This window comes from Limnohabitans sp., assembly GCF_036804465.1.
Classification (GTDB): domain Bacteria; phylum Pseudomonadota; class Gammaproteobacteria; order Burkholderiales; family Burkholderiaceae_C; genus Limnohabitans.
This window is the reverse complement of sequence record NZ_DAIRSK010000002.1, coordinates 22,434-35,451: the sequence shown is the minus strand read 5'-3', so window position 1 is coordinate 35,451 and position 13,018 is coordinate 22,434. Positions and strand designations below refer to the sequence as shown.

General features: G+C 58.1%; 11 protein-coding genes. 6 read left to right on the top strand and 5 right to left on the bottom strand.

All coding sequences use genetic code 11. The features are described 5' to 3' along the window. Positions 1-48: 48 nt before the first annotated feature. From V7Q41_RS01285 to V7Q41_RS01275, 3 genes are read left to right on the top strand one after another with little or no spacing between them, the layout of a single operon-like run. Positions 49-1,263: a thiolase family protein gene (locus V7Q41_RS01285; protein WP_333841774.1), complete on the top strand. Its 1,215-nt coding sequence runs from the start codon at positions 49-51 to the stop codon at positions 1,261-1,263. Between the two features lies 1 nt (position 1,264). After that, a complete protein-coding gene (locus V7Q41_RS01280; protein ID WP_333841772.1) occupies positions 1,265-2,215 on the top strand; it encodes a bifunctional OB-fold nucleic acid binding domain-containing protein/MaoC family dehydratase in 951 nt (316 codons plus the stop codon). Between the two features lie 60 nt (positions 2,216-2,275). Beyond that, positions 2,276-3,421: an MFS transporter gene (locus V7Q41_RS01275; RefSeq protein ID WP_333841769.1), complete on the top strand. Its 1,146-nt coding sequence runs from the start codon at positions 2,276-2,278 to the stop codon at positions 3,419-3,421. A 78-nt stretch (positions 3,422-3,499) separates the two neighbouring features. Here the strand turns inward: V7Q41_RS01275 and dmpG are convergent, their stop codons facing one another. The 5 genes from dmpG to V7Q41_RS01250 are packed head-to-tail and all read right to left on the bottom strand — an operon-like array spanning position 3,500 to position 8,134. Then, positions 3,500-4,534, bottom strand: coding sequence for a 4-hydroxy-2-oxovalerate aldolase (dmpG, locus tag V7Q41_RS01270; protein WP_333841765.1), 1,035 nt, complete (start codon positions 4,532-4,534; stop codon positions 3,500-3,502). 18 nt (positions 4,535-4,552) lie between these two features. Further along, on the bottom strand, positions 4,553-5,494 hold the full coding sequence (locus tag V7Q41_RS01265) for an acetaldehyde dehydrogenase (acetylating) (protein ID WP_333841763.1): 942 nt from the start codon (positions 5,492-5,494) through the stop codon (positions 4,553-4,555). 9 nt (positions 5,495-5,503) lie between these two features. Next, positions 5,504-6,295, bottom strand: coding sequence for a fumarylacetoacetate hydrolase family protein (locus V7Q41_RS01260; RefSeq protein ID WP_333841761.1), 792 nt, complete (start codon positions 6,293-6,295; stop codon positions 5,504-5,506). A 3-nt stretch (positions 6,296-6,298) separates the two neighbouring features. After that, positions 6,299-7,138 carry an alpha/beta fold hydrolase gene (locus tag V7Q41_RS01255; protein WP_333841759.1) on the bottom strand — a complete coding sequence of 280 codons (840 nt, stop codon included), beginning with the start codon at positions 7,136-7,138 and terminating at the stop codon, positions 6,299-6,301. A 9-nt stretch (positions 7,139-7,147) separates the two neighbouring features. Beyond that, a complete protein-coding gene (locus V7Q41_RS01250; protein WP_333841756.1) occupies positions 7,148-8,134 on the bottom strand; it encodes a flavin reductase in 987 nt (328 codons plus the stop codon). 241 nt (positions 8,135-8,375) lie between these two features. On the opposite strand from V7Q41_RS01250, the gene V7Q41_RS01245 reads away from it, so the two are divergent. Genes V7Q41_RS01245 through V7Q41_RS01235 form a run of 3 tightly spaced genes read left to right on the top strand, consistent with a single transcriptional unit; the run spans position 8,376 to position 13,015 of the window. After that, a complete protein-coding gene (locus V7Q41_RS01245; protein WP_333841754.1) occupies positions 8,376-9,572 on the top strand; it encodes an acyl-CoA dehydrogenase family protein in 1,197 nt (398 codons plus the stop codon). A gap of 12 nt (positions 9,573-9,584) precedes the next feature. Then, entirely contained in the window at positions 9,585-11,345 is a 1,761-nt protein-coding gene (locus V7Q41_RS01240) for an FAD-binding protein (protein WP_333841752.1), read from the top strand. Then, on the top strand, positions 11,342-13,015 hold the full coding sequence (locus tag V7Q41_RS01235; protein ID WP_333841750.1) for an FAD-binding protein: 1,674 nt from the start codon (positions 11,342-11,344) through the stop codon (positions 13,013-13,015). Before V7Q41_RS01240 ends, V7Q41_RS01235 begins: the two co-directional genes overlap by 4 nt. The last annotated feature ends 3 nt before the right edge of the window (positions 13,016-13,018 follow it).

Sequence of the window (13,018 nt, the reverse complement as noted above, 5' to 3'; positions counted from 1 at the left end):
GCTAGAACAGCACACTCACAACTGTAAAAAATTTGCCAAAAGGAACCCATGGGACTCAAAGGACAGGCAGCGCTGGTGGGTGCTGCGCAATACAAGCCCGAAAAGTATTCCAGCGCACCTCGCATGTTTCACTTGGAGCAAGTGGCCGATCTGGCCATACAGGCCCTTGACGATGCTGGTCTGTCGTTGGCTGATGTGGATGGTCTGATCACGGTTGGCCCGCAGTTTCATGAAGCTGGCATGTTTGTGCCTGCCATGGCGGGCGAATATTTAGGGGTACGCCTGAACTTTGCAGAGGTGGTGGACCTGGGGGGTGCCAGCTCAGTGGGTATGGTTTGGCGTGCTGCTGCCGCCATTGAGTTGGGAATGTGCGACACCGTGGTGTGCGTGATACCCGCCCGCATGGCCCCCACCGCACCGCACGACGACCACATTGCCGAGGTCATGAAGGCCTCTCGCTACGGGGGGCACAGCACCCGATTTGGCGCTCCCGAGGCCGAGATGGATTTGCCCTATGGCCACATGGCGCAAAACACAGGCTACGCCATGATTGCCCAACGCTATGCGGCCGTGCACGGCTACGATGCCGCCGCCTTGGCACGCATTGCGGTTGATCAACGCTTCAACGCCTGCCATAACCCGCAGGCCATGTTTTATGGTCAGCCCATCACGGTCGAAGACGTGTTGGCTTCTCGTATGGTGGCTGAGCCCCTGCGCATGCTAGAAATTGTCATGCCGGTTGCGGGTGGCGCTGCCGTGGTGGTGACGCGGGCCGACAAAGCGCGCAGTTGCAACCACCGTGCTGTCAAGGTCATTGGCTGCGCAGAGCATGTTCAGACCAAGTCACCCACCTATGCAGCTGACATGTTGGCCACGCCCATTGGCCCAGCTTCACGCCGGGCATTTGCGATGTCAGCTTACAAGCCAGCAGACATGCACATGGCGCAAATCTATGACTGCTACACCATCACCGTGGTGTTGTCGCTGGAAGACGCAGGTTTTTGTGCCAAGGGCGAGGGCATGAAGTTTTTGCGTGAACATGATTTCACTTTCAAGGGTAACTTTCCAATGAACACCCATGGTGGACAACTCAGCTTTGGTCAAACCGGCAGCGCGGGTGGCATGACGCAGGTCATAGAGGCCTTGCACCAGATTCAGGGGCGGGCTGGCGAACGTCAATTGGCTCGCCATGACTTGGCCTATGTCTCGGGAACTGGCGGCGTGATGAGTGAGCAGGGTGCTTTGATTTTGCAGGGTGCTTGATATGAGCTGGAACAAACCCCTGCCGCAACCGACCGCTATTTCTGCACCTTACTGGGATGGTTTGCGCGCCCACGAGGTCCGTTTGCAGCAATGCGAACACGGCCATTGGCTTTTCTTTCCGCGCTCACACTGTCCAAGCTGCGGCACCCGCAAACTGGCTTGGCACACTGTCTCAGGACAGGGCAAGCTCTACAGCTTCACTGTGGCCCGAGTGCCCACCTTGCCTGAATTCACAGACGAAATGCCACAGCTGCTGGCCGTGGTGGCGTTGGACCAAGGCGTCCACATCAACACCACTTTGGTGGGTGTCCATGCCGATGCGGTGCAGATTGGACAGCGGTTGCGCCCGGTGTTTGATGAACGCCCGGGCTCGGTCACGTTGCTGCGCTACACCCCCGTCGAGTCCACGCACCCTGGCGTGATTGCCGCCAGCCCTGAGATCTTGAGCGCTGATGTGAGTGTGGATGTGGCTGTGCATGAACCCGTCAAGCGCCAAATCAACTTCAAAGACCTTGATGCCATGCAGAGCTTGGTGTCTGACAGTTTTTCGGACTGGTCTAACTCCGTCGAAGTGTCTCAAGAGTTGATCAATCAGTTTGCAGAATTGTCGGGCGACACCTACTGGATTCATACCGACCCTGAGAAAGCCCGTGCGCAGAGCCCGTTTGGCACCACCATTGCCCACGGCATGTTGGTCCAGGTGTTGATCAGCCGAATGAAATTGCCCCTGGACTATGAGGTGACTGGTTTCACCAACATCGTCAACTATGGCTCGGACAAGTTGCGCTTTCCAACACCCGTGCCCTCGGGTTGTCGAATTCAGGCCCGCAGCCGCATCAAGCAGGTGCAGGTGGTGAAAAGCGGTGTGCAGGTGACGCTGGAAATCAATGTGCATGTGGTGGGCCAAGACAGGCCATCGGTGATCAACGAATTGGTCATGTTGTATATGTAAACCTTGGCGCCATGAACACAGACGGACGTATGAGAATTTGTCAACAAGCGAGTTAACTGCATGACCAAGCTACAAAACCAAACGCTGATTGCCTTGATGTTGTCCGCCAGTTTGGCCTCCACCATCGGCGGGCTGCCATTCAATGTGTTGCCGGTCATGCTGGGCAGCTTGGCCGACTCGTTCGGTCTCGATGCGCAGACCACGGGCTTGCTCGGCTCGACTTGCTTTGCCGGGTATCTGGTGGGCACGCTGGGCGCGCCGTTTTGGATGAACCGCCTCAATTGGCGTTTGCTCACAGTGATCAGTGCCTTGGGCACGGCCATGTCGTTTGCCTTGAGCTCGCTGGTGGTGAATGTGCAACTGTTGTTTGTGATCTGGGCACTGATTGGGTTTTTTGCATCCACCATGACCTGTTTGGGCATGCGGATTTTGTCTGACTTGCCCGACAAGGTGCGGGCATTTGGTGTGCGCCAAGGGGTCGAGTTGTCGGTCACGGCTGCGGTGCTGTTTGCACTGCCGCCTTTGGTGATTGCGTATTTCAAATACCCCGGTGCTGCGCTGGCACTGGCGGCTGTGGTGGCTGTCTTGGGTTTGTCGGCTTTTTGGGTGCCACATGGAGCTGCCCGTGGTGGCGACGAGGCTGTTCAGCAGGCATCGGCCACGGGCGCCTATTTGCCCGCAGCTTCTTGGAAAGCATTGGCGGTGTTCTTTGTTTTCTTGGTCGGCAATATTGGTCTGTGGGCTTTTCTGGAGCGCCTTGGTTCGAGCTTGCAAATCTCACCCGCCAAAATGGGCACGGTCTTTGCCGTGCTGAAGTTGTTGGGCGGTGTTGCCGCATTCAGTGTGGCAGCCGTAGGTGAGAGGGTGGCACCGGGGCGGGCTGCATGGTGGGTGTTGGGGGCCGTGGCTGTGGGCTTGTTGTTGCTGGGCAGTGCCAGTGGTTTTGTGGGCTTTGCCATGGGGGCTTGGGTTTGGGAGTTTGCCTTCACCTGCGGTTGTGTGTTTCATGCAGCGGTGATTGCACGCAGCGATCCCAGTGGCCGTGCTGTGATGTTGGTGCCTGCCGTTTTCGCGTTCAGCTCGATGGCGGGACCCGGTCTGGCAGGTCAAATTTATGCAGGTGACAACGTGGTGGGTTTGTTGTCCTTCGCGCTTGGCTCAAGCTTGTTGCCTGTGTTGGTGAATTTGTTTCGTCGGGCTGATTAAAGCCCTGAGTTCAAGCCAAGCCCGAGTCACGCCATCGACAAAATATCCGGCCGGGTCTTGCACACGGCCGGATATTTTTTAGCGGGCGCTGATTTGGCGTTCACGCGCCATGGTCATCGCCGTGTCGTCAATCATGTCTTCTTGACCACCCACCATGCCCTTGCGCCCCATCTCCACCAATATGTCGCGCGCAGGAACGCCGTATTTGACGGAGGCACGTTTGGCAAACAGCAAGAACGAGCCATACACACCGGCGTAGCCCAGCGTCAAGGCATCGCGGTCAATGCGGATGGGGAAGTCCATCATGGGCACCACCAGGTCTTCAGCGACATCGGTGATTTTGGCGACATCGACGCCTGTCTCAACGCCCATCAAGGTGAGCACAGCGATCAGGACTTCCATGGGCGTATTGCCTGCGCCTGCGCCCAGACCTGCAGCGGCTGCATCAATGCGGTTGGCGCCGACTTCGATGGCCGCAATCGAGTTGGCCACACCCATGGCCAAGTTGTGGTGCCCATGAAAGCCCAGTTCGGTTTCGGGCTTGAGCACAGCACGCACAGCACTCAGGCGTGATTTCACGCCATCGGGCAATAAATGCCCAGCCGAGTCGGTGATGTAGAGGCAATTGGCCCCGTAGCTTTCCATCAGCTTGGCTTGTTCCGCCAAGCCTTGCGGGCTGTTCATGTGTGCCATCATCAAAAAGCCGACGGTGTCCATGTTGAGCTGACGTGCCATGCCAATGTGCTGCTCGGAGACATCGGCTTCGGTGCAGTGCGTCGCCACCCGGATGGTGTTCACACCGAGGCCATGGGCCATTTTCAGGTGGTCGACCGTGCCGATGCCTGGAAGCAGCAGGGCAGACACTTTGGCTGTTTTCAACATGGGTATCACGGCACTGAGGTATTCCTCGTCTGAATGCGCCGGAAAGCCATAGTTCACAGAACTGCCTCCCAAGCCATCCCCGTGGGTCACTTCAATCAAGGGCACACCCGCGGCATCGAGGCCAGACGCGATCGAGGTCATTTGCTCCAGCGTCATCAAGTGACGTTTGGGATGCATGCCATCGCGCAGGGTCATGTCGTGGACGGTAACTTTTGTTCCTTTTAAGCTCATGTGTCAACTCCTTAGGGTTCAGGCGTTAGCCGTGATGGCAGCAGGGTCGGGGATGGATTTCAAAACCAGTCTACCTGCGATGATTTCTTCAGCAAACATCTCGGCTGTGCGAGCGGCGGCGGCGGTCATGATGTCTAAGTTGCCAGCAAACTTGGGCAAGTAATCGCCCAAGCCTTCGACCTCCAGATAGACAGAGACGCGGTTGCCATCGAACATCGGGCCATTGACCAATTTGTAGCCGGGCACATACTTTTGCACCTCGGCAATCATCTGGTGAATCGAGGCGGTGATGGCCGTTTGGTCTGGCGTGGTCTCGGTCAGGCAGTGCACGGTGTCGCGCATCATCAGCGCAGGCTCGGCGGGGTTGATGACGATGATGGCCTTGCCCTTTTTAGCGCCACCAATTTGTTCGACGGCACCAGCGGTCGTGCGTGTGAATTCGTCGATGTTTTTTCGCGTCCCCGGCCCCACCGAGCGACTGGCCACCGTGGCCACAATTTCTCCATAGCGCACGGGCTGAACCCGACTGACAGCGGCCACCATGGGGATGGTGGCCTGCCCACCGCAGGTGACCATGTTGACGTTCATGGCCCCTTGGCCCATGTGCGACATCAGATTGACTGGAGGCACGCAAAAAGGGCCAATGGCAGCGGGTGTGAGGTCAATCATCAGCACGCCCAAGGCGTTGAGCTTGCGGCTGTTGTCGGCATGGATATACGCACTGGTTGCATCAAAGGCTATCTGCACGCCATCTTCCAGCACATGGGGCAACAGCCCGTCCACGCCCTCGGCCGTGGTTTTGATGCCCATGGCTTGCGCGCGCTTTAAGCCATCGGATTCGGGGTCAATGCCCACCATCCAGACGGGCTCGAGCACTGCGCTGCGTTGAAGTTTGGCCAACAAGTCGGTGCCGATGTTGCCTGGCCCGATGAGGGCGCATTTGATTTTTGGGGAGGACATGATGTTTCCTTATTCTGAAAAAGCCACAGAGCAGCCGCCCAGGCCCTCAATGTGCATCGAAAAACGGTCTCCAGCCACGGCTGGAACCAGGGGTGCGAGCGAGCCCGACAAAATCAGCTCACCGGCCTTGAACGGAATGCCAAATGCACCCAAGGTGTTGGCCAGCCAAGCCACCGCTTCGGCGGGGTGGCCTTGCACGGCACTGCCTAGCCCGGCGCCTGCCGGTTGGTTGTTTTTCATCATCTGCATGGAAGCAGCCGCCAAGTCCAAAGCGTGTGGATCGGTGTGACGCGTGCCCACCACAAAGACACCGCACGAGGCGTTGTCGGCGACGGTGTCTTGGATTTTGATTTTCCAGTTGTCAATGCGGGAGTCAACGATCTCAAAACAAGGCGCGACCCATTCGGTGGCGGCCAGCACGTCGTCGCGTGTGACCCCGGGGCCTTGCAGGTCAGACTTGAGCATGAAGGCGATTTCGCCCTCTGCTCTGGGCTGAATCAGCCCCGCTTGCTGGAGGGAGACAGTCGCGCCATCGGCGCATTGCATGACGTGGGTTAAAAATCCAAAATCTGGCTGAAACACACCCAACATCTCTTGCACGGCTAGAGAGGTGACGCCAATTTTTTTCCCAATCAGTCGCTCGCCAGCCGCCAAGCGGCGGTCTAAAAACTGCAATGAGATGGCGTAGGCATCGTCTACCGATAAATCGGGATAACGGGTGCTCAGAGGTGGCAATGTTCGACGCTCCCTGAGGGCGTCAAACAGATCGTCGCCCAGTTGGCGAATCAGTGCGGCATCCAAGGGTCAGCCTTTCTGTAAAAAGTCAATACAACTGCGGTTAAACAGATCACGGTGTTCCACTTGAACCCAATGGCCACAGCGGTTCACCAACACCATGCGCGCACGCGGGCAGTTTTCCATCAGCTTGGTGGACCCACTGACGGGGTTGAACAAATCATTGACCCCCCAAAAGCCAAACACGGGGCATTGCAGCGCATGCAGTTGCGTGGTCATGTTGGGTACTTTGAGAACAGAGCGTGCCGCCTGCGTCTGGGTGGCTGCAATCGGGGCGCGTTCGTTGATGATCTCGTCCGACAACAAACTTGGATCGAACAGTTGCATGGTCATGACGGCACGCATCGCCTCAGCCCCCGTTTTGCCCGACTTGTAAATCTCAAACATGTTGGCAATGCCAGGCATGGCGAGGTAAGTGTCCAGATCTTCGACCCCGCCGGGTGCCATCAAAATCAAGCGGCTCACGTCTTGTGGGTAGGCCAATGCGTAGCCCAGCGCCACAGCCCCGCCCAATGAGTTGCCCAGCAGCGTGACCTGGGTGAGGCCAAGTCCATCCACCAAGCCTTTGACGCCGTGGATGAAAAAATCCAGGTCGTATTGCGGCAGATCGGGTTTGCTGGACAAGCCGTAGCCCAACAAATCGGGCACCAATGTGCGGTAACCCGCTTGGGCAAAAACGGGGTAATTGCCTTTGAAATTGCTGTAACCGCTGGCGCCACCCCCTGCGCCGTGTAAAAAGATAACAACCTCGCCAGCGCCCATGTCGTGGTAGTGCACACGCTGGGGTAGGCCCGCAACAGGGGCGATGTCTAAGTAATGACCTTCAGGGATGGAGTAAGAGGTTTGCATGTCAAACAATCAAAAATGAACGGGTGCTTGCCAGAGTTTTGGCAAGCCAGGGTCGGTGGCAAGGATGGCTTGTTTCAATAAATTACGCAACCCAGCAGATTCCAACTCGCCCATGCGCTGCACCAAATCTGACTCCACCGCTTTGGCGGCCGCCAGCACATGCAAAATCGCATCGCTGCCCGCGGGGCTTAGGCGCAACTGCGTTGCGTCACCCACGTGCTCAAGCAACAAGCCGCGCTGCACCATCGATTGCAAAGCGCCCGAAGCCAGGTCAACCCCGGTGTAGGCAATGTGTGCAGCGATCTCATCGGTGGTGAGGGGCTGGCGCACGCTCAGCAAAGAGAGCACAAAAAAGTCTGTATCCGACAGTTGTCGCGCTTGCAGCGTGCCACGCAGACCGTGCACAAACTGAAAATGGGCGCGCCCAAATAAGTAGCCCAACAGGTTTTCCGAATAAGAGGCCCCTTCGAGGTTGGCCTGGGACTCAGTAGAAACAGGCCCCGCCATCGGAGCCGCGAGGGCGTAACCCCCTTTCACATACAGCAGCGGCGGCAGCGAACTGCTGTCGTACTGCAACACTTCGCCGACAAAAATCGTGTGGTCGCCCCCCTCGTACTGGAAAGCGGTGCGGCATTGAAAGCGTGCGCTGCAGCCTGGCAAAAGCGGTGCTTTGCTGATGGATTTCTCAAGCGAAAGGCCCGCAAATTTGTCCTCACCACTGCGTGCAAAACGGTTTGACAAGGCCTCTTGCGCGTTCGACAAAATGTGCACATTCCAATCTTGGGAGGTGCTGAACACGGGCAAGCTGCGGGCATTGTTGGCCAGGCTCCAGAGCACCATGGGCGGGTCTAGGGAGACGGAGTTAAAGCTGTTGGCGGTCACGCCGACTTGGGTGCCATCGTCCGAGCAAGTGGTGACGATGGTGACACCCGTGGCAAACATACCCAGCGCGCGGCGAAAGTCCTTCGGGTCGAATGGCGGGGAGGGTTTGTCCATGGGGGCTCCAAATGCGGTCCCTCAAGCTTGCCTTGGGCTGTGCCTGCGTGAATCCTTCACACGGACTAGATGGGCCCGCTGGCCAAGCAGGCGACAAGTGCTTGGGCTGGCGTTGCGGCTTTTAGTCTGATTGGACGATGAGTCCAACGCCGCTGGATGGGAATATCTACCCTTATAAAAAACGTTTTCTGCTATTTTGCTTTAATCATTTGCATCTCAAAAGCCCTTACGGAGAACCACCATGGCTAGTTATACCGAAGATTATTTGACGCCCGAAGCTCTTGAATTGATCGAGCGTGCCCGTTCAATGGCCCCTCGCTTGGCAGAACGAGCGAGAGCCGCCGAAGACGCTGGCTTGGTGCCAGCCGAGACGATCGCCGAAATGCAGGAGGCCGGATTTTTTAAAGTATTGCAACCCAAGCGCTGGGGCGGCTACGAAATGGACCCCCGAGTTTTTTACTCGGTTCAGATGGCACTGGCCGAGGGCTGCATGGCCACCGCTTGGATTTATGGTGTTGTGGGCGTCCACAACTGGCAACTGCCGCTGTTTCCTGAGCAGGCTCAAAAGGATGTGTGGGGCGAAGACCCCATGACACTCACAGCGTCGACCTACATGCCCGTTGGCAAAGCCGAGCCGGTCGATGGTGGCTACCGATTCAGCGGACGCTGGGGTTGGAGCAGTGGCGTTGAGCACTGCGAATGGATCTTGTTGGGCGGTTTGCTGCCTAAGAAGAATGGCTCAGGCGAGATTGAGCACTGCACATTTTTGCTTCCCAAGGCTGATTTTGAGATCGTGAAGAACTTTGACGTCTTGGGTCTGCGCGCCACGGGCAGCCATGACATTGTGGTCAAGGACGCCTTTGTGCCTGAATACCGCACACAACGAACCAATGACCACAGCGATGCGGGTTGCCCCGGTCGAGCCACCAACCCAGGTTGGCTGTATCGCATTCCTTTTACCCAAGTGTTCCAGCGTGCCGTCTCTACGGCCTGCATTGGTGCAACAGAAGGCGCAGTGGCCAGTTTCCGACAGCGTGCAGCCAGCTTTGTGGGCAAACACGGCACCAAGTCCGCCGAAGACGTGAATGCCCAACTGGCCGTCAGCGAGGCCATGATGACCACCGATCAGCTCAAACTGGTGCTGTTTCGCAACTACCAGCGTGTCGTGGATTGCGCCAAAAATCAAGAAAGAATGCCCGTCGAAGAACGCTTGATGCAGCGCGCCCAGTCGGCACAGGTGCCCAAACTGTGTGCCGAGGCGGTCAATGAAATCATGCGTGCTTGCGCTGCGGGCGGGGTCTACAAGAGCAATTCGATCGAGCGCATCTTCCGCGATTTGCACGTGGCCCGTGGGCACATTGCCAACAACACCGACGCTTATGCCCGCAGCCACGGTGCCGTCATGTTGGGCTTGCCAAACGCCGATGCATTTGTCTAAACGGTCAACTCAATGACCAAAGGAGACGGTGTGCAGCACCAACAGTTGGATCCAGAGTTTGATGTGATTGTGGTGGGCTCGGGAGCGGGTGCTTTGTTGGCTGCCATTCGGGCCAGCGACGAAGGATTCAAGCCCCTTGTGATTGAAAAAACCGAACTGGCGGGCGGCACCTCTGCCATCTCTGGAGGGGGCATTTGGATACCCGACAACCACGACATGCCCAAAGCTGGCTTGCGCGATAGCGTTGAGCAGGCGTTTGCCTATGTCAAGGCGTGTGCCAAAGGCTTGGCCAGTGATGAGCGGGTTCTGGCCTATGTTGAGACGGCGCGCCACATGGCGCGTTATTTGAGTCACATCGGTGTTGCCTATCGCTGCATGCCCCACTACTCCGACTATTACCCGAGCGTGGTGGGCGCTTTGCCTGGCGGACGCACCATGGATCCGGTGGATTTCAACGCCTCACGGCTTGGGCTAGATGGCCTGAGTCTGATGCGACCGACCAACCCAGGGCAGTTGATTTTTGGCCGCATGAACATCAACGCTTTTCAGGCGCGTTCCATGCTGGTGCGCGAGCGCAAGTCCAAGTTCATGCTGTTGTGGATCATGGCCCGCTATTTCTTGGACTACCCCTGGCGCAACAAGACCCGGCGCGACCGTCGATTGACCGGGGGTCAAGCCCTGATTGGCGGCTTGTTGACGGCGTTGCGTCAGAGAGATATAGCGCTTTGGTTGCAAACACCGCTGCAATCGTTGGTCACGGAAAACGGTCGCGTGACCGGTGTGGTGGTGCAAAAAGACGGCCAAGCCATCACACTGCGCGCTCGTCACGCGGTGATCTTGGGGGCGGGTGGCTTTGAGCGTAACCAAGAGATGCGCGAAAGTTATTTGCCTCAACCCACGGATCAAGCTTGGACGGCCACGCCCCCACAAGCCAATACCGGCGATGCCATTCGCGCCGGTGCTGCTGTAGGCGGGCAATTGCATCTGATGGCCCACACTTGGGGCGTGCCAACCCTGTTCGTGCCCAAGGAAGAAAAATTTCGTCCTATGTTTGTTGAGCGCTCACTGCCCGGGTGCATCGTGGTGAATGCGCGAGGCGAACGGTTCTTGAACGAATCAGGTCCTTACCCTGAATTTCAGCAGGCCATGTTTGCCAATCACGCCAGCGTGGGTGGGGACATCGCGGCATGGATTGTTTTTGATGCAACTTTTCGCGCCAATTACCCGATTGGCCCGCTCATGCCCGCATCGGCCGTGCCAGACAGCCGCCTGCGCAAGAGTTGGCTTCACACGGTTTATTGGAAGGGCGAGACTTTGCAAGAGCTGGCTGGCCACATCGGTGTAGATCCTGCAGGTCTGGTGGCAAGTGCCGCCCGCATGACCGAATTTGCCACCACGGGCAAAGACCTCGACTTTGATCGGGGTGGCAACGTGTTTGACCGTTACTACGGCGACGTGCATGTGCAACCCAACCCCAATTTGGCGCCTATCTCTCAAGGGCCTTTTTATGCCATGAAGCTGTTTCCAGGCGACATCGGAACCAAGGGCGGGTTGATGACCGACCGCGACGCCCGCGTGTTGGATGCGGCGGGTCAAGTCGTGGCTGGTTTGTATTGTGTGGGTAACAATTCGGCTTCTGTGATGGGGCCAGCATACCCAGGTGCAGGTTCTACCTTGGGTCCCGCCATGACGTTTGCTTTTCGTGCCATTGCAGCCATCAAAGGACAACCTCTGCCACTCGAGCGCGTCGATTTGTTGGAGCCCGTTTCTTGAGTCGATCGCCAAAAATCTCAACCGTCACTCCGGTTGAACCCGCGCTGGAAGTGGCTGACCCTTTTGCTGTTGACTGGAGCGCAAGTGCTGATGTGGTGGTGGTGGGTTGGGGGGCTGCTGGTGCCAGTGCTTGCATCGAGGCGCGTGCTGCAGGTGCATCGGTGCTGGTGATTGACCGTTTTGAAGGAGGCGGTGCCAGTGCTTTGTCAGGCGGTGTGGTGTATGCGGGGGGCGGTACGCCGTATCAGCGCGAAGCTGGATTTGAGGACACACCTGAGGCGATGGCCGACTACCTCAAGCATGAGGTGAACGGGGTGGTGAGTGATGCCACCCTGCAAAAATTTTGCCAAGACAGCACAGCCAACTTGGCTTGGCTAGAGGCCCAAGGTGCGCGTTTTGCCGCCACCATGCCTGACCACAAAACGTCTTATCCGCCAGACGGCAAGTTCTTGTATTTCTCTGGCAATGAAGTGGTGCCCGCTTGCATGGGTGAGTTGGGTGCGCCTGCACCGCGTGGGCACCGCGTGGTGGCCAAAGGTCAGTCGGGCAAAGTGCTGTATGAGGCCTTGCATGCCGCCACACTTCGGGCAGGCGCGCAGCCTCTGACGCAGGCCACTGTGCGACGCCTGGTGCGCCAGCAAGCTGCCAACGGCCAGCCTGGCCCAGTCTTGGGTGTAGAGGTTTGGCAACTGCCCGCTGGCGCACCCGAAACATTGCGGCATGCTGAGCTGCAAAGGCAAGTTGCGCGGTGGCGCACCTTCAGGCCTGGCAAGGCCGCTGCATGCCGCCGTGAGGCCGCGCTGATCGAGCAATCTACCGCTGTTCCTCGTTTGATTCGTGCATTCAAAGGCGTGATCTTGTCGACTGGGGGCTTCATCTACAACCCCGAATTAATGGCCCAACACGCGCCACACGCCAAACGCGGTTGGCCCGTGGGCGGTGCAGGGTGCGACGGCAGTGGTGTGCGACTGGGGCAAAGCGTGGGCGCGGCAACGCAAGCCTTGGGCAATGTCTCGGCTTGGCGTTTCATCACGCCGCCTTCAGTGTGGCCAAAGGGGATCGTGGTCAACACCCAGGGCGAACGCTTTTGCAACGAGCAAGTGTATGGGGCCAAGTTGGGCCACGAACTGCTGGATCACCAAGGCGGGCGGGGTTGGCTGGTGATCGATGGCACGCTGCGCTGGCAAGCCATTGGGCAATGTCTGGTGGGGGGTCTGTGGGCATTTCAGGCTTTGCCAGCCTTGGCCATGCTGCTGTTGAGCGCCAAAAAAGCCAGCTCGCCAGAGGCGCTGGCCGCACGTATTCAGGCCGATCCCGTCAAGCTGCGTGCCAGTTTGGATGCCGCCAACGCTGCGGCGCGTGGCGAGCGTGACGATCCGTTTGGCAAGTCCGCCGACATGCGCCACGACACCTCGCGTGGGCCTTTTTATGCGCTGGATATTTCGATCGGATCGCCCACCTTCCCGCTTGCCACTTTGACACTGGGTGGCTTGACGCTGGACGAGCGCAATGGGCAGGTGCTGGACACCTCGGGCCAGCCCATTGCGGGGCTGTTTGCGGCGGGGCGCACGGCGGTGGGTTTGCCATCGTCGCGCTATGTCAGTGGGCTTTCCTTGGCAGACTGTGTGTTTTCTGGTCGGCGTGCAGGTCGTGCTGTCGCTGCGGCCTAACAA

Bases quoted from the DNA above. Each gene is read 5' to 3' on its own strand.
- V7Q41_RS01255 (WP_333841759.1), bottom strand. From the start codon at position 7,138: ATGCAAACCTCTTACTCCATCCCTGAAGGTCATTACTTAGACATCGCC.
- V7Q41_RS01240 (WP_333841752.1), top strand. From the start codon at position 9,585: ATGACCAAAGGAGACGGTGTGCAGCACCAACAGTTGGATCCAGAGTTT.
- V7Q41_RS01275 (WP_333841769.1), top strand. From the start codon at position 2,276: ATGACCAAGCTACAAAACCAAACGCTGATTGCCTTGATGTTGTCCGCC.
- V7Q41_RS01285 (WP_333841774.1), top strand. From the start codon at position 49: ATGGGACTCAAAGGACAGGCAGCGCTGGTGGGTGCTGCGCAATACAAG.
- dmpG (WP_333841765.1), bottom strand. From the start codon at position 4,534: ATGAGCTTAAAAGGAACAAAAGTTACCGTCCACGACATGACCCTGCGC.
- V7Q41_RS01265 (WP_333841763.1), bottom strand. From the start codon at position 5,494: ATGTCCTCCCCAAAAATCAAATGCGCCCTCATCGGGCCAGGCAACATC.
- V7Q41_RS01245 (WP_333841754.1), top strand. From the start codon at position 8,376: ATGGCTAGTTATACCGAAGATTATTTGACGCCCGAAGCTCTTGAATTG.
- V7Q41_RS01250 (WP_333841756.1), bottom strand. From the start codon at position 8,134: ATGGACAAACCCTCCCCGCCATTCGACCCGAAGGACTTTCGCCGCGCG.
- V7Q41_RS01280 (WP_333841772.1), top strand. From the start codon at position 1,265: ATGAGCTGGAACAAACCCCTGCCGCAACCGACCGCTATTTCTGCACCT.